Below are 23,293 nucleotides of genomic sequence, written 5' to 3'. Positions count from 1 at the left end.
CAACAAAATCAGACAAAAACGTTTTCCAATCACTCGTCGTCTCCCTATATATTCAATGTCATTTGCATGATGCTCGGCGCGAGAATCAAGATGACGATCGGGAACATGATAAAAAGGATCAAAGGGACACTCATCTTCGCGGAGAGCTTACCTACCTTTTCCTCAACCGTAAGAATTTGGACTTTTCGCATGTCCTCTGCGAGATCACTTAGTACCTGAGCCACGGATGTGCCGTATTGCAGGTTTTGGATGATGGTCAGTACAAAGCTTCGTACTGGAGGCGTTGGGATACGTTCACTCAGATCATTGAGCGCCTTTTCTAAACCGTGTATTTTCGCAGAATCAGATGTGCGCTTAATCTGGTAGCAAAGATCTGAGTCAAATTCAGCCAGCTCTTTGCCCAAATAAACCAACGCCGCTTCAATCGTCATGCCGGTTTGAACGCATACCGACATCATGTCGAGCAAATACGGCAGTTGAGCTGAGGTTCGGCTGATCAACATCTTACGGCGCATTTGAAGCATTGTATCTGGGACGACAATGACACCAATCAACGAGAAAATAACCACGATCAGTTTGTTGGTGGATGTCATATCCCCTAACAGCACCAAGCCAGAAACCAACGCTAATACCAACAACTTGGCAGGAAAATAAAATTTTGCCCAATCCGTGTTGTAATAACCCGCCTCAATCATTTTTTGCTCGAGTTCTTGTCGGTGTTCTTTACCAAAACGAACAAAGAAGCGATTTACGCGCGAAGGCGCACGAGCCGAATTATCCCCGATATAGAGCGCAACCTTCTTATGTCGTTGCTCTTTACGAATCGAATCGACAATCAGAAACAGTAACGAAAAAAACAACACGATAAGGGAAGCCAGTAACATCATGCGCGTACTCCTCTCACTAATAACCAAACAAGGAATAAACCGAAAAGCTCACTACCCAATACGTAAAACAGTACCAACCTTCCCTCAGGGTCGTAGAGAACAAACTCCACATTATCTGGATTGACGTAGTTAAGAATGAGCATAAAAATCAAAGGGATCGCGGCAACAATTTTGGCGGAAATTCGGGCTTCCGAAGTCATCGCCATTTTCTTTTTCTCGAGTGTTCGAGAGTCCACCAGCACTCTAATCAACCGTGCTAACACGCCTTTGAGTTGACCGCCTCGCGCGATATTCGCTCTGATCGTTACGGTAAAAAACAGAAACTCCGGATAAGGATAGTTTTTGCACGACCGTTTAAGCACCACTTCTGGTGATTCACCCAATTTCAGTCGATCACCCATTAGCTTAAATTCACGACCAATCGGGTTGTGCATCACATCGCCAACATAACCGATAGCTTGCATTAAGCTGTCACCTGCCGTTACCGCGCTCATCAGAATGTTCAGCGCATCAGGGAACGTATTCTCAAATTCTCGACGTCTTCTTGTGACTAGGAATCGATAACCGCAAAGGGTAAACACCATAGATGAACCCAGTACAAACCACGTATTGGTGATTGATAACAACTCAACAACGATGTACCAAGATGCGATGATGCTGCCCGTGATATAGAGCGCGATGTACAAAGAAGAGCGTGGACCTAACACCATCAACGTGGGTGACACCGACTCTTTGAGTTTTTGCCAGTTTTGCTTACGTACCAATGACTTGACGTTAATGGCATTGAAGTTTTCCGCTTCTACTTCTTCAATATTGAAAAACTGATTGACCTTTTTTACCTTTGAATCTCGGATCAAAAGCAACACAAACGCAAAGAGGATTAACGAAAGCCAAAGCATGCTAGGCCCCCTTAAACGATGCTTTCAGCTCTTCGTAGAGCCCGAAGAATTGCGCTTTTTTCACAAGCTCAGATCGCTGCATAATGCCATCGGTGACAAACTCACCTTTAACGGTTTCTCCATAATGCGCGTCGTCATAACGAAAACGATAAATCTCTTCCATCACCACGCTGTCGCCTTCTAGGCCGACGATTTCCGAGATGCTTGTGATCTTACGAGACCCATCGCGCAACCTGTTAACCTGAACAATCATTTGCACGGCACTCACGATCGTTCTTCTGATCGCATCAAGAGGCTGATTTAGGTTCGCCATCATCACCATCGATTCAACACGAGCAATCGCATCGCGCGGCGTGTTGGCGTGCAACGTAGACATCGACCCATCGTGTCCGGTGTTCATGGCTTGCAGCATTTCGAACGCTTCAGAGCCACGGCACTCGCCGAGGATAATACGGTCTGGACGCATACGAAGCGCATTGATCACTAGCTCACGCTGAGTCACCGCTCCAGTTTGTTCAACACTCGAGGTACGTGTTTCGAGTCGAACTAAGTTGGGTTGTTGCAGGCGCAGTTCAGCCGCATCTTCAATGGTGACAATACGTTCATCTTCGGCAATGTATTGAGATAACGCGTTAAGCAATGTCGTTTTACCTGAGCCAGTACCGCCAGATATCAGCACATTGATGCGGCAGCGAGAAGCGATCATCAGCACTCTCGCCATGTCTGGAGACATGGACCCGAAGCCAATCAAATCTTCAAAGCCGATGTTCTGCTCTCTGAACTTACGAATCGAGATCGAAGTACCATCCAACGAAATGGGAGGAATCACGATGTTCACACGGCTGCCGTCTTCTAACCTAGCGTCGACCGTCGGCGAAAGTTCATCAACACGTCTTCCGACACGTGAGGCAATGCGCTTAGCAATGGCTAACAACTGCTCCTCATTCACAAACGAGACTTCGGACTTTTTCACCTTGCCGTGTCGTTCAAAAAAGATGTTGTTAGGCCCGTTCACCATGATGTCAGAAATAGATTGATCTTCGACCAAAGGTTGTAAAGGCCCCAAACCAAACAGTTCATCAATCAGGCTTTTCACCAAGCCTGACTTCATCATCGAGGTGATCGGTCTTTGGTAGCTATTCGCCAACAAATCAACCGCTGCTTGTATCTGTGATTCAAGGTCTCGACGGCTCATTTTCTGAACCGCTTCTGCATCTAGGGCTTCAAAGATCTGGCCACGAAACGCAAGGTATAAGTCTTTGTTAGAACTCATTTAACACGCACCTTTTTCAACCAAGAATTCATGCCCTTCTGATCCATCGGCTGACCATTGATCAGCTTCACCAGTTGTTCCATAGAACGACTAATGTGACGGTCATGCTTATGGCCGCGTTTACCATCGATAATGATGTGCGCTAACGCTTTGCAGTAATCGACTTCGAGGTCAACATTGGCGCCTAAATACTTAATTAGATCGGGCTTTTGTAAGACGTAAGCGTTTTCCGGACGATGGTAGTTCACCACGGTAATCACACGCGTACGCGACGATAACGAAAGCTGTAAGTTGGAGACTTTTTCATACAGTCGTTTTGCACTTCTTACTGAAGACACTGACGCATCCAACACCAACACAACCACATCAAAGTTTTCTACCAAGAGTTGAGGTTCAACTTTGAAATCCACGCCACCCGAAAAGTCTTCAATAATGAAATTGGTGTTGCGCGCTAACAGGTCACACAAGGTTTGGTTGTAATTAAGAACATCGGTTTGACTCATGTCGCCATCAATCGCCAACAGACGTAAGTTCTTGCGAGCATTGATTAGGTAACTCAACGCCCCTTCTTCATCCATTTCATGCAATGGTGCGGTGAACTCGTCAATGGTTCTCGGCTTAAAATCTTTTAGGCCGAGCAAGACATCAAGGTTGGTATCCGCATATTGATGATCGACGAGAATCGTGTCCGAGCCTTGCGTCGATAATAGTGAGCTCAACTCGGTTGATAGAAACGATGCACCCACGCCGCCTTTTGAACCGACAATCGCAACTCGCTTCGCTTTACGTTTTTGGCTCACACCAGAGAAAGTCTTAAGGTTCTTACTAACGTGGTTCAAGAAGTCAGCAAATTCCTGCTTATTCACTGGCCAGAACACGTAGTAAAAACCCATATCTTTAAGCGAACGAAGCGTAGAAATCGCATCCTCTTTACCAATCACAACCACCCCTTTATGCGTGGGTAGCTTGCTGGCAAAGGATTTAGCGTCTTCAACCACATTGGTTGATTCATTAAGCTCTAGAATCACAATGTGGCTACTTTGTTGTTCTGTCAGCTTGGTCAAGCCGGCTTTGGCTTTAACGCATGCAGGATCATTCCACCCTTCAAATCGAAAGACTTCTTGAACAAGGTCTAAACACTCTTGAGATTGATAGAACAAAGTACATCCGGCAACACCTGTCGTTCCGGTCTGAACTGGCTTGGCCTTTGTTGTTAATGCTTTAGTCAGGTCAAACATTATTGCTCTCCTACCAATCGAGACTTGTAAGCCACTTGCTTCAAGCGCATCGATTCAGCAAAGCAGTCTGGCTGCCTCAACCGAACGTGAATCTGTGCTGGTGCGCATTCTTGAGTCTTCAAACGCGTTAAGGTCACCTGAATCTTTAAGTCGCTCGGTAACAATTGAGCGTTTCGATACAAGACTCTTTGTGGCGCGATGACATGTGACGGATATTGATCGAAGATCGCTTGCAACATCTGTTTGCTGCGGGTTGATTTGTAATCCACGACATAAGTGGCTTCTTTGTCCGTTGACTCAATATCTTGAATCAAAGCGGTAATCTGCTTGGTGGTTTCAGCACGGTTTTTCATCGCAAATTCAAAGCTGTGGTGCTCTTTGTACACCAAAACTTCAGCACCATGACCAACAAAATATTGCTCAGAGGCGCAGCCTAAAAGTGACGTGGTAAATAACGCCATTAATAGTAATTTCTTCATTGGATAAACCCTCCTTGCGACAACAGACGAATCGTTGCATCGGAAGATGTCACCGACTTACCATCCCACTTAATGTTTAGCCAACGCGCCAATGTGGAAGTCTTCTTGATGTAAGGCAGTTGAATGTCTTTCGGTTTCATCGGTTCAACAAGATTCACAGTGGCAACGATGATCAATTCAGTTCGTTTTCTTTCTGTGGTTGCTTTGCGAAATGCCGCACCAAGTACTGGTATATCGCCCACAAAAGGGATTTTTTGCATTTTTTCCAAATCAGCACTGCTCATCAAGCCACCAAGAACGAAGCTATCGCCATCGGCTAACTCTACGGTGGTCATCGCACGTCGAGAAGCCAGTTGCGGGACTTTGATTCCGGCCGCTTCTACATAACCTTCAACTTCGCTTACTTCCGGGGCTAATTGCATACGGATTCTGTCTTGGCTAAGCACTTTCGCAGTGAGATCGAGTTTGATGCCGAACTCTTTGAAAGAGATGTTCACGTTGCTGTTCGTCGACACGATAACGGGCACTTCGCCGCCTACAAGGAAACTTGCAGACTCACCGGATAACACGGTTAAGTTAGGTTCAGCCAGAACCTCTGCGATTTGGTCGTTGCCTAGTGCAGTAATTAACGTACTTAGGTTTGCTGCGTCGAACTGGTCGAAAACAAATTCGCCAACGCTTGAGCCCACTGAGCTCCAATCAACACCAACAGTTTGTCCAAATGATTCAGTTACTTGCGCTACTGATATTTTGACGTTCACTTGCTGAGTCGTCGCCACTTCAATGCGTTCGATGATCCCTTCCCACGTCATATTACGGGCAAACACCATGCTTTCGGGCTCTTCATAATTTGAGTTGTCGGACTTAAACTCCAGTTTCACCGTTTTGTCCCATTTCTCTGTTTTTTCTCGTCCAAGCAGAGTGGCAACCAAACGATAGATGTCGTCACGAGTCGCTTCGGAATCAACAAGACCACTCACGGCGACTTGCTCTCCCACAGACTGAATCTTGACTTTGGCATCAGGGAAATGAAATTTGAGTTGTCGTCTAATATCCGTTAAATCCAAATCAACAATAATGCGGTCTGAAAGCAGAACATCACCATCAATGCCATAGACGATCAGTCGTGATTGCCCAATAGCATTAGCGAACACAACTATCGTGTTGTCGTTGATTATTTTGTAGTCGACGATGTCAGGGTTATTGATAAACACTTGGCCAATCGGACTTTTTAACTGGATGTGCTGACCATCGTTGAGCGTGATGGAGCGATCGGCGGCAAAAGCGTTTGTTATAGAAAGTAAGCCAATCAGCGGCGCTAGAATGAAAGCAAACAGTACTTGTTTGATTCGATGGTGAATCATCATCACAAAGCCTCTCTCGGGTTGTTCTCGTTACCACGTAACTCAGCAATCCCTGTATAGTTATCGATTATATTGCGCACCTCCGCGAACTCAGGTTGCGTGTAGGTTTGGCTTCGGTAAATTTCGATGTGCATTGTTCGTTGTGCTAGCGCAAGTTTTGGCAACTCGTCGGGGCTAACTTCGATGACCACCGTAGTCAGTCCATCCTCTTTACTCGGAGCGCGAGCGGTAATAGAACTGTCGCCAGTTGCGTCATTGCCAATGTTGAGTACTTTGACGTTTTTAAGAAACATTGACGCCTTCACTCCTCTAAAGCGCTTCGGCTTATCGATATTTCCAGCTAAGTTATCGTTTGGAGAACTCACAGTGAGGATATCAATGGACGTTCCAGGGCGGATGTAGTCGTTGATTAGGTTTTTGTCACTGACTTTAAGTGGGTATAACGTCATACCTTCCGTGATCAAAAGGTCGATGTATCCGGGCTGGCCAGGCGTCACTTGATATTCAGGTAGCACAACCTCACCTGCGCTAAGGCTGCGATTGAGCAAAATAGAGGGCGAAAAGCTGATTTGTGCGTCTTCTCTGACACCAAGCGTTAATGCTTCACTAAGAGGGAGTTGTTGTTTTACGACACCTTGCGCATCGATCGCACGTCCTTTTTCATAAGGTTCCGTGGTCATCCAAACGGCAACATGCTCTTCATTTTTTTCTTCCACCACCACTTCAGCGGTCGTTGTCGGTTGAGGTTCGCTCTTCAACAAATCGACAACGCCTAGCGCGCCAACTATTAAGGCAGCAATGGCAACAAGTAATACCAGTCGAGATCTCATAATGTTCTCATTCTTGGAGGTTTATATATGTGGCGTGTTTTGAGTTAAAATTACTAAGTAGAATCCAACGCTAATTGCTATCCCATATGGAATACCTTGTTGGTCGCTCGACGCTTTTCTTATTAGCTTTTTACTTATCAGCTTGTTATTTACGAGATAAATAACGGCTAAAAATCCGCCAGAAAAAGCCGTCATAACAAACGCCCAAAGTAAATCGTTGAGAGGTATGGCTAGTGATAGAACCGCGGCATATTTAATATCACCGGCTCCAATCCAAATCAGGGCGTAAACAAGCAACCCTCCCCCTAACACCAGTAAAAAACTCATAATCTGAATGTCTAACGGTGACAGAAAACATTGCAAAAAGAGTAATATCAACAATGCGTAATTTTGTATCTTGCGATAGAGAAAATCGGTAACCGATACATAGACACACACGATTGCCAAAATCAGTAAATACACTTCAAAACTCAAAATTAGAAATATTGCCTAAATTTATATGGATTGGCGTTAGCATGTATTAATTGGTATTCCCAATTAACTGAGCCAGACCAATGAAAACATAGGTCTGGCACAAATATCTTTCGATATATTCTACATTAGCCAATAAGGCTCGATGTTAGCTGCTCGCAGTATCGATAGCAGTAGCTACATCTTCAAAAGCACCTTCAAGTTTGCCAATGAAACCATCAGCGCCGACTGCTGTAGTTACTAATACAGCCATTGCTACTGCAATAAGACCATATTCAATTGCAGTTACGCCGCGCTCATCGTTCTTGAATTGTGATAGAAACATGCTTGTTTTAACGTATAGCTTAGTAATCATTATTATTTCTTCCTATAAGGGCTGTTGAAAATTCGTCGCCATTATAATTAGCACCACCAATCTATGGAAAATACCCCCTATCGATTCAATCTATAGGTCGTGTGAAAAATGATCAAAACAAACACCTTAAAAATACCAATAGAAATACAAAATCCATAAATCACAAACACTTACAATAAAAACTAGCCAAAAAACAAAATGAATATTTAAATTTATAAACTTGAAAAAATAAGACATACGTCAATATTTCACTTAATCAAAAAATTATATAACCTTTGGAACTAGCCTAATGGATAATTCATCGATCTTTATTACCCCTTATAAAACATGTTGAAATACAATTATCATCACGCTATTGTTCTTCGAATCAACAAACCATAAAAAATATAATTTCTTTGTGTCAAAAGGTTAGTCGAATCATGAAACTACATTTCGAAAATATTGTTTCGTTCATAGCAGTAGTTGAAGAAGGTTCATTTAGCTCTGCTGCACGTAAGCTTGGCAAGTCTCAGTCAACGGTTAGCACCGCAGTGCAAAACCTTGAGTCAGACTTGGGTTTCAGTTTATTTAATAGAGAACACTCTAAAGTCTGGTTAACTGAGAAAGGAAAACGCCTATTCCAATTATCTTTACCTGTGGTATCGAAATATCGTGAGTTAATCACTATTGCAGAACAAATGAATCTATCCGACCAGATAGTTTACCGCGTGGGTATCGATCCATTAGTTTTCAACAAAAACGTGAAAAAGGCATTGTTGGCATTTTCAGAGGCTTTCCCTAATGTCGACCTACTGGTTGTGACTAAGCCAAGTTTTGTTTTAGGTAATTACGTTAATGAAGGAAAGATAGACCTAGCGTTAGGTAACCCCTATCACAAGACAAATAACGACTTTAATATAGAAGAGCTTTTTCACGTCAACTGTTGGTGGGTAGCACACGAAGACTTGGTATCCTTGAAGTCTCATACGCCATCTCAGCGCGTTCTGTTAATGGATGGCTGTGAAGAGCTGCTGAATTTGTCGAACATCGCCTCATATAACCTATGGCGACTGGATGATTTAGCCACCATTATCGAACTGTGCAAAGCTCAAAAAGGCATTGCTTTTTTACCGGGGTTTCTCATCGAAGGGAACGTAGAAGACAGTAAACTTAAGGTGATTACAGACCACCCCGATTTTTTTGGCAAACGAGTTATTGCATCCCTTTTCTGGCAAATACATTCTGACTTTAGCTTGTTTAACCAATGGATTAAGGACGAGCTAAAAACGAGCTCCAGCTATAAACAAACATTTGTTGCTGACTTAGCCCAATAATGTTCTATTAAAATCATGATAATCACACTCTATTGCACTCTCTAGCTTTGAGTGTGATATTTCAATACCAATATTTATCCGAATATAAACGCCAATCAAAGAATACAAAATACACATAATTAACACCTGGCATATCAGTTAATATATGCACTATCATTCAGTTCAAGTATTTCATTACCTACCCATTCATAAATTTGTAATAAGACCCAGATAGAAACCAGCTTTTAGGGTTATTCAGCACTTTAATAATATCTAATGAATCAAAAAAGTCGTACTAAAAGCTCCACTGTAATAACTTCACCCTGTGCAGCTTTTATCGGCGTATATAATATCGACATCAATGTATTAGATTCAAACCCAAAGGGGCACAGATCATCTTAGAGAACATTGAGGAACTAAGGCCATACTTGGTCTTCTAAGCCAATGGTAAACCTGAGGCAATGAATTATCTGCCTTTAAATAACTCGCCTCGATGATAACGAAGGTATGGTCTGTGGGCCGGCATGATGCTAAATGCCATATCTTCCTTTAAACCGATCACATCAGGTGATTCCAAGTAGCTTGAAATCATTACTTTTCCATAATCATCAAAGGAGATGAAACCAAGGTCGAACGCTTTATCTAAGTTGGCAAGAAGCAATAAACCATTAAACCTATCTAGTCGTTCTTCGTTGCTAGAGTCTCGCCAAGGTTTAATGTGTGAAGCCAATAACAGCTGTGTATTTCGATATCCCGTAATAGCGCAACCACCCCACATCTGAATCAGTTTTGATCTAAAGTGACCCTGCCCTACCCTTGTATTGACCAAAATAGTCTTTTCAGTCTCGGACAGAGTGTTATCAGTCATAACTTGTTTAATATCTGCGTTCACATCTACTTGAGATAGATCAGCTAAAAACTTGTGGTAATGAGACAAAGCGGCGCTGTACATCCCCTTACCCCTAGAGTCACGAACTTGAAACTGTTCCAACTTTCTCGCTTTTTCTTCATAGCCAACAAACTCACGATACGAATTGATATCGGTAAGCGGTGTTTCTAACTCGCCAACATCCATCAACCAATTAGATATCGAGCCTCTTATGGCTCCAAGGTAGTTCTTCGCGGTTTTTTCAGATTTACCAATATCAATCAACCACTGATGATATAACGTCGCTAGATCAGATAGATTAGAAACTAAAGCATCTTTTAGTTCGTTAGAAACAATATAGCTTTTCATGTAGCTAAACAGCTCATCGTCAATATATGCGTGGGAGACCGCCTTTACTGAATAACGACTGGTTGACGTATTGTCATAACTGTCATTGAAGAAAAGGTGCCAAAAGCCTTCACTTCTCAAATGGAAGAAAGGGTTTTCTGGGGTATTTTTGTCAAGCCCCTGAGCTAGGTTATCAAAGTGATGAGTAAACCGTTCTTTAAGGGCTTGATTAAGGTAGATCTTATTGGTCGAAATATGCCCTGCTTGAATTAGATCCATAACAGCCAGCAACATACAGACTTTATGAGGACTTTTTTTGCCACCAGCATTGTTCATTTTCAGGTTTTGAAAACGATCTAAGTAGTACTCTAATGCCATTATCGACCCTTGCTTTTGTTAGATATTGCATGTTCTAACACTACGGTTTGCCAAGATATCTCTTTTCTCTTCAATGAATCAGTGTCCTCAGCAACGTGACAGACTGTCAGCCCTACAGCTTCACTCAACCTTTCTAGTTGTTCGACTGAAACACTGTAAGCACTACGGCCATCATTAAAGCCGCCATGACGCAATGTGATCACTAGTTTTCCATTATCGGAAAGCAGTTCAGACAATACAGCGATCGACTCTTTTCGAACCGCGGAATTTAGATGCATCCATACCGCTGAAAGTAAAATCAAATCGTAATGACTGCACAGCTCTCTAGCTTTGCTTAAAGCAGGCAGAGCATCGTCTAACCACTGAACTTGAGTCGAGGAGTTTAATTTCCCTAACTGGCAAAGTTCGCTTGCTGGTTCAACGGCGACCACTGAGCAGCCTTGTTCAACAAACCACCTTGAATCTCTGCCTGAGCCAGCACCGATATCAAGTACACTTGCATCACCATAAGGCCAATACATACGCCACGCACGGTGGACATTTTCGAATTCTAAAGAATCGTACTGCTTTGCAAGCTGAACAGCGTTTTCGTTGTAATAAGAAGTATTTACCGACATAAGTCAACTCGTATATCAATCTCACTCGATAATATCTGGGTTGGTTGCATATGACGATTGAGCATTAGATAAGTATTAGTAATTGTGATGAAGATCTCCCGCTTTCGATTAACTAACGGCAACAAGGACAAAATCAACAATTAGAGGTCGTAAGCTTAATTCTTAGAATCGTTCATCATGGCAAAATTGAGCATTTAATAAGATAGGAATTACAGGCACAAAAAAGCCCACGCTAGGTGGGCTTTTTTGCTTGTTCATAAAGAACGAATTTGGTGCCCGCTACTGGACTCGAACCAGTGACACCTTGCATGTCATGCAAGTACTCTAACCAACTGAGCTAAGCGGGCAATGCTGTGAAACTTAACTAACCGCTTTACTAAGTGGCTAACGCTTCAGAACGAGATGGATAATAACGAGTGAATGGGTAGCGCGCAAGGATAAATTTGCACAAAACTGATCGTTTGCTTTTAAAAACAACAATCAGAATAAATTTTAAACACAAAGCAGATCAATGGCTTGAAGTAGATCACATTTCGCCACTACTTCAATCGCTATATACATCTGCCTCTTTCGTCTCTTATCCCTCAGATTAAGCGTTTTGACCCAAGATATTAGTTAGAATCTTCATCCACATCGAACACAACATTGTAGTTCTCGGTGTAAGTACAATTAGGTTGACGGCTACATGTGAAGAAGCGTCGGCCTTTATAGTCACCTTGGCTTGCCAGCTTGATGATCATCGGGCTACCGCACTTCTTACAGAATCGAACTTCTTTTGATGGTTCAATAAGGTCAATATGAGTTGCCAATAACCTTTTTAAACGACTTACTTGGTAGCTGTGTTTAACCGATGCGCCAATCAAGGGTAGCCCTGCCGATTTGCACACGTGTATGAGCAGCTTCTCGCGATCTACCTTGCCCTTATTCAGCTCTTTGCCGTTGTCGAGCTCGATGATGACTCTTGGCTCTAACGTACGCGGGTCACACACCACAAAATCAAAATAGCTTCGTGCGATTTTATTGTTCGCGATGAACCAGTTTTTCTTAGTATTCGATTTTGCAGGCGCAAGTACGTTTGCCATGTTCACTTTTGCAAACACCACGCCGTGATTACCCACTGCGGAGATCAAGGCCGTATAAAAGGTGGCTTGCTGTACGTTGAGCAATGCCCCTTTCTTTTGGTAAGCGTGGTCTTTGGTGTCGTCGTGTTTAAACACATACTTTTGAATAAAGTAAAAGAACACAACAAGAACCACTACAACGATAAAAATATTAGTCATTTTTGAATGCAATCACGTAAATAGGGAGATTAGAAGAGTTTGTAGCCTAAGTAGAAAGCTAGCATGTGGCAAGAAAAAGAAAATCAATTGCTAACAAACATCACGCCCTTTCAAGCCTGCTAAGGAGAAACTGTCACTTGATGAGTTCGACATAGCTCACCAATTTGATCATTCTAAGAATATTTACACCCTAGATTGATGTAGATCAATTTACATGCATTTGTGATCACTTAGATTGAAAAACGTTAGGCAAATGTTAATAAGGAAATTGATATGACACTAAAACAAGACCCTCGATGTTACACCGATGTTTGTGTTGATGGTAAGTGGTTCCACTACGACCATTGCGGGACGCAAGCCTACATGCTGAAAGGTGGATCTTCTGCAGTGATAGAACTAGCAAAAGAGCCTGCAACAGAAGGCGAATTAGTAGAAATGCTGCAAGGCATCGCAAAGTAAGTTAATACGCTCTTCTAACACTGATACCCAAATTACCGCCTAGAAGTCATTCTTATCTAACCACGATCAGAATGGCTTTTTATTCCCGGATTAGAGATTAACTTTCAGCGATAACCACTCGGTTTCTACCTTCCTCTTTAGCTTGATACAGAGCATCGTCAGCGGCTTTAAGCGACTTCTTATAGGATCCATTGTTAACTTGCTCTTGAGCGATGTTAATAGTGGCACCGATTGAACAGGTAAGACTCAACGTTCCAGCATGAGTATCAATGGGATGCTGAGCGATGGCTAGCCTGATGGTTTCTAGTTGTTGCTCTGGATCTTGAGAGCCTGAAAGTAACAGAACGAACTCTTCCCCGCCCCAACGTGCAACAACATCATTTTGAAGTTCTACCTGACCTAAGCGCTTAGCCACTTCCACCAGCACTTGATCACCAACATCATGCCCGTAGGTATCATTCACTTTCTTAAAGAAATCGAGGTCTAGAATCGCCAAGCTCATTCCAAATTGGGTGTGACCGAATGGCATAGGTTGAGCTAGTAATTGTTCGAGGTAGCGCCTATTGAACAAGCCGGTAAGCTCACAAGTCGTTGATTGGGTTAACAAGGCGCTGTTCTTTTTTTGGATTGAACGCAATCGAATCATCAATAACAGTGCGCTAATACCCACCATAATGATCAATGCGACAACGATTCGATTCCTAAGCTGCTGCTTCTGCAGTAACAACTCATTCAGGTCTTTTTCCGTGTTGAGTAATTCGTTTTCCTTCTCGAGTGTCGCAGTTGCAAAATCTTGTTCTAAAAGAAAGATATCACTCTGGCGCTTGTCAAAAAGCAGCGCTTTATTAGCTTTATAATATAGCTTGTAATAGTGTAATGCCTTATCAAGATTACCTTTTGATTCGTAATATTGAGCCAACCTTTTTAATCCGAGTACCTTCCAACTTCGGCTACCCACCACTTCAAAAATGTCGAACGCGTGTTGAAAATCTGCCAGGGTATCATCATCTTTATTCAGTCCGACTTTCGCCAACGCTCGGTTGAGATAACACTGCCCATGTTGAAGAGTGTATTTCTCGACCCCAGGATAATGAATGCATTGATTCGTCACATTAAGTGCTGATTGGAATTCCCCTTCCGCAAGCAACACATCACTGTATGTTCTGAGCAATAGAACCTTGTACCGCGTACTTACTCTCTCACTATTGAGCTGCTTCGCTTTGTTATAAGCAATACGACCTTTTACGAGGTCGCCACTGCTTAAATAGGTAAAGGCTTCGTTAATGTAGAGGATACCAATGGCCTCATCTTCGAGTAATCCGCTTTGATAATAGAGTTTTTTGGCTTTCTCAATGATCTTGAGTGCTTTCGGCCAATCTTCCAAATAGATGTAAAGCAATGCCATGTTAGACATGAGCTTGCTGTTATAAATATGCTTTGGGTACTTTTTCCCAAGTTGTATCCCTTGATGGAAAAAGTATTGAGCATCTTGGAGGTCGTTACGAACGTTATTGATGGCGCCCGCCGTATTATAGGCTTTGACCAACAGTTCTTCGTATCTTATGGATTCAGCGATATCTATTGCAGAACGAATCTGAACTTCAGAGGCAGCGAGTTCACCTTCTTTCAAATTCTCGATGGATAATTCAACAAGCGACTGGGCTTTCAACCACAACAAATCTTTGTGGTCAGCCAATTCTTCAAGCTGTTGAATGTATCTTATGACGGCTTCTGTATCTTGCTGATGATGGGCGACATTTGACAGAATCATCAGACGGTAAGCTTGGTAAATAGCTGAAGGTTTTGCAGGTGAAGTGTCTGCAAGCTCCGCAAGCTTTTGTTGCGCGAGAAGTGGATCACCTCGAGATAGCTCAAGCAGTTTGATTAACTGGAGCCCATATGCGGACTTAGAAAGTTCGTTTTCTGGGGTGTAAGCAGCAGTATTCGTTGATTGCGTATGACTCAGGTCGTCGTCCTGCAATGGGTACAACAAATAAAGCCCGAGTACGGCACTCATTGCTAAAACGAGTAGAAAGGACCCTAAAACGTTGTTTTTATTCATGTATCAAGGCCGTTCCAAATTGAATTCTCATATCACTGCTGTTTATCTATATTAGAAACGTATTATACCCGAGCCCTACACAGATTAAAATGTTGCCAGCTCGACGATATAAATAAGATTTTTCTAATTAAATAGAATAATCAGGCAACTTTCTTGATTTAACTCAGGCATTCATCTGGCACATTGGCGTTATAGTGATTTTCCTGTTCCTATAGCCGTGACTTCTGACGAACGAGCGGAAACATAATGAGAATTAACAATGACCCAAATTAATGAACAACGTCTTGTCGACCATTTCTGCGATCTTGTGAAAATCGATAGTGAATCACGCAACGAAAAAGCCATCGCGGAAGCACTGGCTGAGCAGCTAGGCGAACTAGGCTTTGACGTACATAAACTGGCCGTTCCTGAAGAAGTGTCGAACGGTTTCAACATCTACGCTCGTTTAGATGGCACACTTCCAGGTAGCACAGTATTTAGCTGCCATATGGACACAGTAACGCCAGGTATCGGCATTGAGCCAATCATCGAAGACGGCATCATCCGTTCAAAAGGCAACACGATCCTAGGCGGCGACGATAAATCTGGCATCGCAGCTATTATGGAAGCGGTTCGCGTAATCCAAGCTGAAGGCCAAGCGCACAAAACCATTGAAATCGCGTTCACCGTATTCGAAGAAGGCGGTCTATTTGGTTCTTTGAACTTTGATATGTCTTACATTCAATCTGAGCACGCTATTGTTCTAGATACAGGCGGCCCGATTGGTACTATCGTAAATGCAGCACCTGGCCAACAGAAAATCGTTGCGAAGATCAAAGGTCGCCCTGCACACGCTGGTTTAGCACCAGAAGAAGGCATCAGCGCGATTCAAGTAGCAGCAGACGCTATCACTAAAATGAACCTGCTTCGTATTGATGAAGAAACAACAGCAAACGTGGGTATTGTTGAAGGCGGTCAAGCAACTAACATTGTAATGCCAGAGCTTAAAGTCGTAGCAGAAGCGCGTTCACTGAACGGTGAGAAGCTAACAGCGCAAGTTCAACACATGATTTCGACATTCCAAGAGAGCGCGAAGCAGTTCGGTGCTGAAGTAGAAATCGAATCAACTCGCGCTTACGATGCATTCGTGATTGCAGACGATCATCCGCATATTCTTTCTATCAAATCAGCATTCGAAAAGCTTGGCGTAACGGCGAACACCAAACGCACTGGCGGCGGTAGCGATGCAAACAACTTCAACGCGAAAGGTCTAACAACGGTTAACCTATCTACGGGTATGGCGAAAGTTCACACCACTGAAGAGTACATTGCAGTGAAAGACATGGTCGCAATCACTGAGTTTGTTGTCGCTTACGTGACTCAATAGCCTTGCTTCTGAGCTAGGTAGGAATACCATTTAGCTCATATCAAAAAGCCGAGTCCCCACATAACGTGTGACTCGGCTTTTTTGTTGTCTATTGTCTATTGTTCTCGATTAATAGCCGCTATTTGATGTAATCAAAATAGTACTCACAATTAACATTCATAACAGCAGTAATGATGTCTCGTCCATGATCGATATAGCCGTAGTCTTTCATTTCTCTCCAGCTTATACGAGTAACTCGTTCGCCCTTGCTTGTTGCGTGCTTCATCGCAACGTTGTTCAAAATATTGGTGCACCCTCTAAAACCGCTTTCTGAACTTCTCATTCCTTGGTATTCCGAAAATTCAGCCACTATGTGAACACCATAGCCATAATCGTTGAGACTATACTCATCAACCATTACACCGTCTGGATTAAACTGCTGAGGCTCGCCAACATGATTTATTCCAGTGCTGCATCCCGACAATACAAACACCGAAAGTAAAACCGTGGGTATTAACTTAGTTGTCATTCCTGAATCTCCCTCAGTCCGAGTTCGATTCGTCGCGATGACATGCTCAGTCTCAGCAGATAATCAAGGTCTTCTTCCGCCATTGATTGCCAAATATTATCAATAACAACCGACCTAGCGAGTTCAGTTTCTTTCTTACTCATGAACACGTATCCTGCTACATCAACATTTTCATGAGTTTCTTTAGAGTCATTATGCGCAACTCGACTCTCATCAACATCCAAGATTAATTCAAATTTGTACTTTGGCATTTTTCTTCCTACTTAAAGCTTTGAAAACTCTAAGCTAAACCTATGAATCCAGTTAGGGTTCAAATAACCCCAATGACAACGTTTTACTAACTATGCGCTAGAAGTTGACGAGTATCGTTAACACTTTCCGCACCGTAAAGTTAATCCTTGCACATTGATATTAGGTTTATGTTTTTGAGAGGTAAGCATTTGAATTATATCGAGTTAAACTTTAGATCACAGAAGCCAATGACGTTACTTTTTAGGCACTATCACGCTGATTAACTAGAATCCCCTGCGCTTCCAGAACTGGTTTTCATCTTTACCCACTAAATCGAACGTCTTGTCGGCTATGATGTTTCCTTTTAGCTCGACCGTCATGCGCCATTTACCCAGTTTGTTCGAGACTGGCGCCCAGATAGTGTCGCCTAAGTAAAAATCCCAATCATTGTTGCCGACATACTCTTCCCCATCAAACGGTTCTAAGACTTCACCTTTATCTGTGGTGATATCTGGGTGATAAATGCAGTAACGGATCTTTTCACCTTTGGCTTTTTTGATATTCAGAATGTAGCCAAACTCGACATCAATTTCAGCGTCGACAATCGTGGTGAACTCTTGGATTTTTGGCAGGTCTTTAGATTTTGAATCCCATGTGGAGTAAATACCATAAGAGGTCATGTCGACCACAACAGAGCGCTTTGCCATTTCAATCTTTACCTTGGAGTTATTCTTTGAGTTTAAATATGGGTCGTTGTGTTTGATTCGTTAGCTAGATACTCGTTAGCAAAAAAGCTCAGGGCTATTCTTGCCAATCTTTCGCCATGCGCTTAATCACCGATGGTTCAATATCGTGAATGCTGCCAAATTGCTCTCGGCAGACTTCGATAACCAAATCCGCTTCGTATTTGAGTGCAAGTTGACGATAAGCTTTCATTTCCCACTGCTTGATGAAGGTATTCGACACCACAACATCTAGCCCCTGCTTCAAACCATCTTCTGTCGTGTTCTGACACCACTCATGCGCTTGCTGCAATTGCCTAGGATCAAAACAGTACTCACCTTGTTCATTCACGTAATACATATCCGCTTCGACATGTAATGCATCGTAGGTCTTTGCTTTTGTTGATTTACCCGAGCCAGGTAACCCTCGAATGAGTATTAACTTCATCTGTCACTTTACAGGCCAATTTGAAAGCTCAAGTTTATCTCAAATACTAACTAAGTGCTCTGATAACTCCACCTATCTTACAGACTTGAACCAATCAATTCCCCTTACACGAATGTATGAACAAAACACAGCATACCCCTGCAAGCTAAGTATTGCTTCTGATAGAAAACACAAATAATTTACAACTATCCACTTTGTATATCGACAAGCGTATCAAACTACTATAGATTTAGAAGTATAGACGTCTACATATCTAGCTTAGGGAGAAAGCTGTGCCTATTCGCATTCCAGACCAACTGCCAGCATCTGATGTTCTTCGTGAAGAAAACATCTTTGTTATGCCGCTATCAAGAGCATCGACACAGGAAATTCGTCCACTTCGAGTCTTGATCCTCAACCTAATGCCGAAGAAGATTGAAACAGAAACTCAATTCTTACGCCTACTATCAAACAGTCCATTGCAAGTGGATGTTGAGCTGCTGCGCATTGATGACCGACCAAGCAAAAACACGCCGACAGAACACCTTGATAACTTCTACCGCCAATTTGAAATGGTCAAAGGAAGAAACTTTGATGGACTGATCATCACGGGTGCACCGCTTGGCTTGGTTCAATTTGAAGATGTTATCTACTGGGATCACTTAAAAACCATCATGGAGTGGGCCAATAAACACGTTACCTCGACTCTATATGTATGCTGGGCGGCTCAAGCGGGCTTAAAACTGTTGTATGATTTGCCAAAACGCACACGTAAAGAGAAGCTTTCTGGTGTTTACAGTCACGAGATACATAACCCATACCACCCGCTTCTACGTGGCTTTGATGATACGTTTTTAGCGCCTCACTCGCGTTATGCCGACTTCTCACAAGAATACCTAAACGACCATACTGAACTGGATATTCTTGCGACATCTGACGTTGCTGGTGTTTACTTAGCCGCAACCAAAGATAAGCGAAACGTGTTTGTAACCGGTCACCCAGAATATGATGCGCATACATTACACGGTGAATACGTTCGTGATTTAGGGGAAGGCATGGAGCCGGTGATTCCAATCAATTACTACCCAAACAACAATCCAGACAATAAGCCGGTTGCAAGCTGGCGAAGCCATGGGCACTTGCTGTTCTCCAACTGGCTAAACTACTGCGTTTACCAGCAAACGCCGTACGATCTGGATCACTTCAGCGAAGACAACTTCACTAAAGACGATTAAACGTTAGCTCGTAGTAATCAGTAGTTCGTTATAGTTAATCTTGATAAAGCCGCACTCGATAGGTTGTTGATAAAACAGCTAATTGAGCGCGGCTTTTTTATGGTGTGTGGCTCGCATTCCATAATAGATTTACCACTTCGACGACTACGATTTCATATGATGTGTTTGTGTTCATAAGGAGCCGCACATGCCTGCCAAATCGTTGTTTTCATATCCCCTATTATCAAATCTCGCACTACTCGCCTCATTCTCACTGGTTGGCTGCGTTTCTGTGACTGAAGGACCACCTAAAATAGAAAGCGACCCTATTGCGATGTCTGAATCTCGAATCGAGTTAGGCTTGGGGTATATGGGGCAAGGCAACATGGTAAGAGCTCGAGAGAACCTTGAACTCGCCGTTAAACATGCACCAAGTTACTATCGCGCGCGCCTGTCAATGGCGCACTACTTTGAACGAGTCGGCGAAATTGATGAAGCCAGAGTGACTTATCAAAAAGCTCTGCGCTTGGATTCAAAAAATGGCAACGTGCTCAATAACTACGGCACCTTTTTATGTAAACAGGGGGAATACGAGCAAGCCGATAAATACTTCAACCAAGCTATTGATCAGCCATACTATTATTTAGTGTCTGCAAGTTATGAAAACGCGGCCTTTTGTGCGTTTAAGGCGGGCGAAGTTGACCAAGCACGATACTACTTCACGAGAGCGATTGATCACGATCCCAACCGCGTGAAATCAATTCTTCAGCTCTCTAAGATAGAGGTCAGTACTGAGGATTATAATGATGCCCGGCTGCGTCTGTTTAAGTTCCACCAACGTTATGGCTATCAAGTTCCCTCACTTCAGATCTTAATCGAACTAGAAAAGAAAGCCGGCAACAACGCATTACAACAGAAGTACCAAAGTGAATTAGACGAGCTGCTTTCTGTTTAAACCAGCTTACGGTTCAGCTGATAAAATGATTAAATAATTAGATAAAAAACGGGCTTGCTGAAAATATCAGCAAGCCCGTTTTTAAGTTTAGAGGTCGGTTTCGAACCAGTTACTTCAATTCTGGATTCGTTATTTCAACTCGATCCATTGTTGACGCTGTTCGTCGTCCATAAATGTCCAAGCAACAAAGCGACTGACTTTTTGCCCTTGCGACATCTCAACCACTTTCACTTGTTTTACTCTCAGCTTACCAAGTTCCGAACGAATCATGTCTACGTTGTCTTTCTTAGAAATCAGCGTCGTAAACCACAAGACTTGAGTCGAGAATAACTGGCTCTCTTTGGCCATTTTTAAGATAAACGCAGCTTCACCACCCGGACACCACAACTCGGTTTTCTGACCACCAAAGTTCAATGTTGGTTTGTTCGCTGCATCTACGGGCTTCTGCACCGTCTTCTTGTTTTTACGCTCAGGCTTAAACGGCAAGCCTGCTTTCTTCGCTCGATTGGCTGCTAAGTTGTCTAGCTTACGTTGAGAACCTTGCTCCGCTTCTTCTTGTGAACCATGGAAAGGAGGATTACAAATAGTGACATCGTAACGCTCATTATCCTTGATCACACCTTTAAAGATGGATTCAGAGTCTGCTTGTAAACGACTGCGGATCTTACCTTTTAGGTTCGCATTGCTTTCTGCAATAAAGTTTGCCGCTTTCACTGAAACAGGGTCGACATCCGTGCCAGTACAACGCCACTTATACTCTGTCGCACCGATGATTGGGTAGATACAATTTGCACCAACACCGATATCTAACGCTTTAACCGAAGCATGGTTATAAGGTTCACCTTGGCCATCACTATTCAGAATATCTGCCACTCTGTGGATGTAATCAGCTCGCCCGGGAATAGGCGGACACAAATAACCCGCAGGAATATCCCAATGCTTCACACCGTAGTGATGAGCAAGTAAGGCTTTGTTCAAAAGCTTGACCGCCAGAGGATCGGAAAAGTTCACCGTATCTTCCCCTACTGGATTCTTAATCAAGTGTTCTTTCAACTCAGGCAATGCCGCGACCAACAGGTCAAAGTCGTATCGACCTGTATGTTGGTTCCTTGGGTGCAATCCGCCTTGAGGTTTTTCAGTCGAGCGTCTTTTCTGGGCTGCGTTTTTGTTAAAAGCAGTTTTATTAAAAGAACCCTTATTCGATGACCCTTTATTCGCACCCTGTTTACCTTTGCTATCTTTTGTAAAAGGTCGCTTTGCGTTGTTGTTGCCAGCGCCTTTGGGTGCACTATTCTTGCGGCTTTTATCAGATGTGTTCTTTGTAGAAATACGCTTGTCGCTGCTTGGCTTAGCTGTACTTGGCTTAACATCAGCTTGGTTGTCTTTTGTTTTTGCTGATGAGGTGCTGTTTTTCGACAGGCTTAGCGTAGTTCTGTTTTGTGATTGGCTCATTGGGCTACTTCTTTAAATCTAAATACATCATGAATAAACGGGCATCTAACTCAAGTTGGTGATAGTCCGGTTCCATGTGACAGCATAGTTGGTAAAAAGCTTTATCGTGCTCTTTCTCTTTAATATGCGCCAGTTCATGAACCACCAGCATTCTCAATAGAGGCTCTGGTGCGTTCTTAAAAACACTCGCTATGCGAATTTCATTTTTCGATTTGATCTTTCCACCGTGATTCTTCGCAACGTAAGAATGAAGGCCTAATGCATTATTGATTAGGTGTATCTTCCCGTCGTAAATCACTTTGCTAATGGGCGGTGTTTTTTTCATATAGCAATTTTTTATCTCAATCGCATAGTCAAACAAGGCTCTCTCGCTCTTTATCTCATGATTATTTGGATAACGAGCTTCAAACCAAGGCACTAATTTATCCGCCTCAAGTAACTGAGTCACGGGGTCAATAATGTGCTTGGGATAGCCTTGAATATACCGCAAAGAAGGATGCATGCTGAAAGACCGTACCGGTTACACCACGACAATACGTTGTGGTCTTGAAATTTGAGCCGCATAGTGTAACTGATCACACTTTTCTAATCACCTAGGATTCGTTACACTTTAGCGAGATTCACCAAGAGAATGAAAAAATGAAACGTGTTGTATTGTACGTCGCAGACAAATGCCCGCACTGTAAAGATGCCCAACGCTATCTGGACTCAAAGAAAATTGAATATCGTCTCACGAATGCAAAAATGCAACGTGGTCGTAAAGAATTGCAGGCAATGGGCGCGCGCTCTATCCCTGTACTGAAAATCGGTGATCAAGTGATGGTCGGTTGGAATCAGAAGAACTTCGATAAGATGTATAACTCAAAGAACACATAACGTGGCCCAAGAGCTTAATACTTCTACACAACAAAGCCCGCAGCTCCAACTTAGGATGTGCGGGCTTTGTTTTTTCTATTTCAATGTAAATAGGTCATTAAGATTCGATATCGCTATCCTTTAACCCTCAAGAGCTTGTCACAACCTGAACACTTATATTTTTCTTTAATCCCAAGGACTTTGTCTAAAATGGTCCTGCGAACTCTCACAAGCCTTTGTTCTTTGCACTTACATTTCATAGGGTAGCAATTACTATTTGGATGATGTTTTAAGGACGCAAATATGAATGACCCAGCGCAAGATAACCATATTGTCAGTCACACGTTTTTCTCAGAATAATATAACCATCACTAACGCCTGTGATTTAACTTGGCTAAAACATTTAAAATCAAATAGTTATGTATGTTCAACTTTTAGATAAAGACAGAGAAATCTTCTAGCA

At 42.8% G+C, this 23,293-nt stretch carries 25 protein-coding genes and 1 tRNA gene; 6 read left to right on the top strand and 20 right to left on the bottom strand.

From position 1 onward, the window contains the following. Positions 1-44: 44 nt before the first annotated feature. The 9 genes from AC3CKG_RS07270 to AC3CKG_RS07230 all read right to left on the bottom strand — a co-directional run bounded on the left by AC3CKG_RS07270 (position 45) and on the right by AC3CKG_RS07230 (position 7,796). The gene (locus AC3CKG_RS07270) at positions 45-887 is read right to left on the bottom strand and encodes a type II secretion system F family protein (protein ID WP_102291571.1); all 843 of its coding nucleotides are present in this window, start codon (positions 885-887) and stop codon (positions 45-47) included. Beyond that, on the bottom strand, positions 884-1,786 hold the full coding sequence (locus tag AC3CKG_RS07265) for a type II secretion system F family protein (RefSeq protein WP_076671770.1): 903 nt from the start codon (positions 1,784-1,786) through the stop codon (positions 884-886). Before AC3CKG_RS07265 ends, AC3CKG_RS07270 begins: the two co-directional genes overlap by 4 nt. A 1-nt stretch (position 1,787) precedes the next feature. Continuing rightward, complete coding sequence (locus AC3CKG_RS07260; protein WP_004733950.1) at positions 1,788-3,059, bottom strand: TadA family conjugal transfer-associated ATPase; 1,272 nt, start codon at positions 3,057-3,059, stop codon at positions 1,788-1,790. Further along, positions 3,056-4,297, bottom strand: coding sequence for a CpaE/TadZ family protein (locus AC3CKG_RS07255; RefSeq protein ID WP_102344622.1), 1,242 nt, complete (start codon positions 4,295-4,297; stop codon positions 3,056-3,058). Before AC3CKG_RS07255 ends, AC3CKG_RS07260 begins: the two co-directional genes overlap by 4 nt. After that, complete coding sequence (locus tag AC3CKG_RS07250) at positions 4,297-4,776, bottom strand: hypothetical protein (RefSeq protein ID WP_488529111.1); 480 nt, start codon at positions 4,774-4,776, stop codon at positions 4,297-4,299. The genes AC3CKG_RS07255 and AC3CKG_RS07250 overlap by 1 nt, the downstream gene beginning before the upstream one ends. Further along, positions 4,773-6,143 carry a type II and III secretion system protein family protein gene (locus AC3CKG_RS07245; protein ID WP_488529234.1) on the bottom strand — a complete coding sequence of 457 codons (1,371 nt, stop codon included), beginning with the start codon at positions 6,141-6,143 and terminating at the stop codon, positions 4,773-4,775. The genes AC3CKG_RS07250 and AC3CKG_RS07245 overlap by 4 nt, the downstream gene beginning before the upstream one ends. Beyond that, positions 6,143-6,970 (bottom strand): Flp pilus assembly protein CpaB, encoded by an 828-nt coding sequence (gene cpaB / locus AC3CKG_RS07240; RefSeq protein ID WP_488529110.1) that lies wholly within the window; start codon positions 6,968-6,970, stop codon positions 6,143-6,145. Before cpaB ends, AC3CKG_RS07245 begins: the two co-directional genes overlap by 1 nt. Positions 6,971-6,991: 21 nt before the next feature. Beyond that, the gene (locus AC3CKG_RS07235; protein WP_488529109.1) at positions 6,992-7,432 is read right to left on the bottom strand and encodes an A24 family peptidase; all 441 of its coding nucleotides are present in this window, start codon (positions 7,430-7,432) and stop codon (positions 6,992-6,994) included. A gap of 157 nt (positions 7,433-7,589) precedes the next feature. Further along, positions 7,590-7,796 carry a Flp family type IVb pilin gene (locus tag AC3CKG_RS07230; protein WP_017080668.1) on the bottom strand — a complete coding sequence of 69 codons (207 nt, stop codon included), beginning with the start codon at positions 7,794-7,796 and terminating at the stop codon, positions 7,590-7,592. 419 nt (positions 7,797-8,215) lie between these two features. Between AC3CKG_RS07230 and AC3CKG_RS07225 the strand changes: the two genes are divergently transcribed. After that, positions 8,216-9,109: a LysR family transcriptional regulator gene (locus AC3CKG_RS07225; RefSeq protein WP_488529108.1), complete on the top strand. Its 894-nt coding sequence runs from the start codon at positions 8,216-8,218 to the stop codon at positions 9,107-9,109. Positions 9,110-9,554: 445 nt separating this feature from the next. On the opposite strand, the gene AC3CKG_RS07220 is transcribed toward AC3CKG_RS07225, so the two are convergent. The 4 genes from AC3CKG_RS07220 to AC3CKG_RS07205 all read right to left on the bottom strand — a co-directional run bounded on the left by AC3CKG_RS07220 (position 9,555) and on the right by AC3CKG_RS07205 (position 12,579). After that, a complete protein-coding gene (locus tag AC3CKG_RS07220) occupies positions 9,555-10,682 on the bottom strand; it encodes an HNH endonuclease (protein ID WP_102307295.1) in 1,128 nt (375 codons plus the stop codon). Then, positions 10,682-11,299, bottom strand: coding sequence for a class I SAM-dependent methyltransferase (locus tag AC3CKG_RS07215; RefSeq protein ID WP_102384484.1), 618 nt, complete (start codon positions 11,297-11,299; stop codon positions 10,682-10,684). The genes AC3CKG_RS07220 and AC3CKG_RS07215 overlap by 1 nt, the downstream gene beginning before the upstream one ends. A 270-nt stretch (positions 11,300-11,569) precedes the next feature. Continuing rightward, positions 11,570-11,646, bottom strand: a tRNA-Val gene (locus tag AC3CKG_RS07210). Positions 11,647-11,910: 264 nt separating this feature from the next. Then, entirely contained in the window at positions 11,911-12,579 is a 669-nt protein-coding gene (locus AC3CKG_RS07205; protein ID WP_102278572.1) for a DUF2726 domain-containing protein, read from the bottom strand. A 273-nt stretch (positions 12,580-12,852) separates the two neighbouring features. On the opposite strand from AC3CKG_RS07205, the gene AC3CKG_RS07200 reads away from it, so the two are divergent. Then, entirely contained in the window at positions 12,853-13,038 is a 186-nt protein-coding gene (locus tag AC3CKG_RS07200) for a hypothetical protein (RefSeq protein ID WP_017105525.1), read from the top strand. A gap of 97 nt (positions 13,039-13,135) precedes the next feature. Here AC3CKG_RS07200 and AC3CKG_RS07195 read toward each other — a convergent pair whose 3' ends face one another. Further along, on the bottom strand, positions 13,136-15,100 hold the full coding sequence (locus AC3CKG_RS07195) for a tetratricopeptide repeat-containing diguanylate cyclase (protein ID WP_488529107.1): 1,965 nt from the start codon (positions 15,098-15,100) through the stop codon (positions 13,136-13,138). Between the two features lie 259 nt (positions 15,101-15,359). On the opposite strand from AC3CKG_RS07195, the gene AC3CKG_RS07190 reads away from it, so the two are divergent. Next, positions 15,360-16,466 carry a M20/M25/M40 family metallo-hydrolase gene (locus tag AC3CKG_RS07190; RefSeq protein WP_192853143.1) on the top strand — a complete coding sequence of 369 codons (1,107 nt, stop codon included), beginning with the start codon at positions 15,360-15,362 and terminating at the stop codon, positions 16,464-16,466. A 118-nt stretch (positions 16,467-16,584) separates the two neighbouring features. Here AC3CKG_RS07190 and AC3CKG_RS07185 read toward each other — a convergent pair whose 3' ends face one another. The 4 genes from AC3CKG_RS07185 to AC3CKG_RS07170 form a co-directional block, all read right to left on the bottom strand. Continuing rightward, on the bottom strand, positions 16,585-16,974 hold the full coding sequence (locus AC3CKG_RS07185; protein WP_099166891.1) for a hypothetical protein: 390 nt from the start codon (positions 16,972-16,974) through the stop codon (positions 16,585-16,587). Further along, on the bottom strand, positions 16,971-17,225 hold the full coding sequence (locus tag AC3CKG_RS07180) for a hypothetical protein (RefSeq protein WP_102486741.1): 255 nt from the start codon (positions 17,223-17,225) through the stop codon (positions 16,971-16,973). Before AC3CKG_RS07180 ends, AC3CKG_RS07185 begins: the two co-directional genes overlap by 4 nt. 264 nt (positions 17,226-17,489) lie before the next feature. Then, positions 17,490-17,912, bottom strand: coding sequence for a DUF3859 domain-containing protein (locus AC3CKG_RS07175; RefSeq protein ID WP_017109831.1), 423 nt, complete (start codon positions 17,910-17,912; stop codon positions 17,490-17,492). Between the two features lie 94 nt (positions 17,913-18,006). After that, entirely contained in the window at positions 18,007-18,375 is a 369-nt protein-coding gene (locus AC3CKG_RS07170) for an AAA family ATPase (RefSeq protein ID WP_102307298.1), read from the bottom strand. 272 nt (positions 18,376-18,647) lie between these two features. Here AC3CKG_RS07170 and metA point away from each other — a divergent pair, with 272 nt between their 5' ends. Together metA and pilW are read left to right on the top strand one after the other, a co-directional pair. Then, the gene (gene metA, locus AC3CKG_RS07165) at positions 18,648-19,589 is read left to right on the top strand and encodes a homoserine O-acetyltransferase MetA (RefSeq protein ID WP_017105520.1); all 942 of its coding nucleotides are present in this window, start codon (positions 18,648-18,650) and stop codon (positions 19,587-19,589) included. A 187-nt stretch (positions 19,590-19,776) separates the two neighbouring features. Continuing rightward, positions 19,777-20,523, top strand: coding sequence for a type IV pilus biogenesis/stability protein PilW (pilW, locus tag AC3CKG_RS07160; RefSeq protein ID WP_102486743.1), 747 nt, complete (start codon positions 19,777-19,779; stop codon positions 20,521-20,523). Positions 20,524-20,652: 129 nt separating this feature from the next. Here the strand turns inward: pilW and rlmF are convergent, their stop codons facing one another. Together rlmF and AC3CKG_RS07150 are read right to left on the bottom strand one after the other, a co-directional pair. Continuing rightward, positions 20,653-21,975: a 23S rRNA (adenine(1618)-N(6))-methyltransferase RlmF gene (gene rlmF / locus AC3CKG_RS07155; RefSeq protein WP_488529106.1), complete on the bottom strand. Its 1,323-nt coding sequence runs from the start codon at positions 21,973-21,975 to the stop codon at positions 20,653-20,655. A 4-nt stretch (positions 21,976-21,979) separates the two neighbouring features. Further along, on the bottom strand, positions 21,980-22,477 hold the full coding sequence (locus AC3CKG_RS07150; RefSeq protein WP_488529105.1) for a M48 metallopeptidase family protein: 498 nt from the start codon (positions 22,475-22,477) through the stop codon (positions 21,980-21,982). Between the two features lie 137 nt (positions 22,478-22,614). Here AC3CKG_RS07150 and AC3CKG_RS07145 point away from each other — a divergent pair, with 137 nt between their 5' ends. Next, on the top strand, positions 22,615-22,851 hold the full coding sequence (locus AC3CKG_RS07145; protein ID WP_004734934.1) for a glutaredoxin family protein: 237 nt from the start codon (positions 22,615-22,617) through the stop codon (positions 22,849-22,851). Positions 22,852-23,293 lie beyond the last annotated feature (442 nt).

The organism is Vibrio sp. QJM3NY_15 (genome assembly GCF_057785995.1).
The sequence above is the reverse complement of the archived record's forward strand: the minus strand, read 5'-3'. Positions and strand labels throughout refer to the sequence as shown.

What these genes read in the sequence shown, in the direction of transcription:
- AC3CKG_RS07270 (WP_102291571.1), bottom strand. Translation starts at nt 887, where the DNA reads ATGATGTTACTGGCTTCCCTTATCGTGTTGTTTTTTTCGTTACTGTTT.
- AC3CKG_RS07265 (WP_076671770.1), bottom strand. Translation starts at nt 1,786, where the DNA reads ATGCTTTGGCTTTCGTTAATCCTCTTTGCGTTTGTGTTGCTTTTGATC.
- AC3CKG_RS07260 (WP_004733950.1), bottom strand. Translation starts at nt 3,059, where the DNA reads ATGAGTTCTAACAAAGACTTATACCTTGCGTTTCGTGGCCAGATCTTT.
- AC3CKG_RS07255 (WP_102344622.1), bottom strand. Translation starts at nt 4,297, where the DNA reads ATGTTTGACCTGACTAAAGCATTAACAACAAAGGCCAAGCCAGTTCAG.
- AC3CKG_RS07250 (WP_488529111.1), bottom strand. Translation starts at nt 4,776, where the DNA reads ATGAAGAAATTACTATTAATGGCGTTATTTACCACGTCACTTTTAGGC.
- AC3CKG_RS07245 (WP_488529234.1), bottom strand. Translation starts at nt 6,143, where the DNA reads ATGATGATTCACCATCGAATCAAACAAGTACTGTTTGCTTTCATTCTA.
- cpaB (WP_488529110.1), bottom strand. Translation starts at nt 6,970, where the DNA reads ATGAGATCTCGACTGGTATTACTTGTTGCCATTGCTGCCTTAATAGTT.
- AC3CKG_RS07230 (WP_017080668.1), bottom strand. Translation starts at nt 7,796, where the DNA reads ATGATTACTAAGCTATACGTTAAAACAAGCATGTTTCTATCACAATTC.
- AC3CKG_RS07225 (WP_488529108.1), top strand. Translation starts at nt 8,216, where the DNA reads ATGAAACTACATTTCGAAAATATTGTTTCGTTCATAGCAGTAGTTGAA.
- AC3CKG_RS07220 (WP_102307295.1), bottom strand. Translation starts at nt 10,682, where the DNA reads ATGGCATTAGAGTACTACTTAGATCGTTTTCAAAACCTGAAAATGAAC.
- AC3CKG_RS07215 (WP_102384484.1), bottom strand. Translation starts at nt 11,299, where the DNA reads ATGTCGGTAAATACTTCTTATTACAACGAAAACGCTGTTCAGCTTGCA.
- AC3CKG_RS07205 (WP_102278572.1), bottom strand. Translation starts at nt 12,579, where the DNA reads ATGACTAATATTTTTATCGTTGTAGTGGTTCTTGTTGTGTTCTTTTAC.
- AC3CKG_RS07200 (WP_017105525.1), top strand. Translation starts at nt 12,853, where the DNA reads ATGACACTAAAACAAGACCCTCGATGTTACACCGATGTTTGTGTTGAT.
- AC3CKG_RS07195 (WP_488529107.1), bottom strand. Translation starts at nt 15,100, where the DNA reads ATGAATAAAAACAACGTTTTAGGGTCCTTTCTACTCGTTTTAGCAATG.
- AC3CKG_RS07190 (WP_192853143.1), top strand. Translation starts at nt 15,360, where the DNA reads ATGACCCAAATTAATGAACAACGTCTTGTCGACCATTTCTGCGATCTT.
- AC3CKG_RS07185 (WP_099166891.1), bottom strand. Translation starts at nt 16,974, where the DNA reads ATGACAACTAAGTTAATACCCACGGTTTTACTTTCGGTGTTTGTATTG.
- AC3CKG_RS07180 (WP_102486741.1), bottom strand. Translation starts at nt 17,225, where the DNA reads ATGCCAAAGTACAAATTTGAATTAATCTTGGATGTTGATGAGAGTCGA.
- AC3CKG_RS07175 (WP_017109831.1), bottom strand. Translation starts at nt 17,912, where the DNA reads ATGGCAAAGCGCTCTGTTGTGGTCGACATGACCTCTTATGGTATTTAC.
- AC3CKG_RS07170 (WP_102307298.1), bottom strand. Translation starts at nt 18,375, where the DNA reads ATGAAGTTAATACTCATTCGAGGGTTACCTGGCTCGGGTAAATCAACA.
- pilW (WP_102486743.1), top strand. Translation starts at nt 19,777, where the DNA reads ATGCCTGCCAAATCGTTGTTTTCATATCCCCTATTATCAAATCTCGCA.
- rlmF (WP_488529106.1), bottom strand. Translation starts at nt 21,975, where the DNA reads ATGAGCCAATCACAAAACAGAACTACGCTAAGCCTGTCGAAAAACAGC.
- AC3CKG_RS07150 (WP_488529105.1), bottom strand. Translation starts at nt 22,477, where the DNA reads ATGCATCCTTCTTTGCGGTATATTCAAGGCTATCCCAAGCACATTATT.
- AC3CKG_RS07145 (WP_004734934.1), top strand. Translation starts at nt 22,615, where the DNA reads ATGAAACGTGTTGTATTGTACGTCGCAGACAAATGCCCGCACTGTAAA.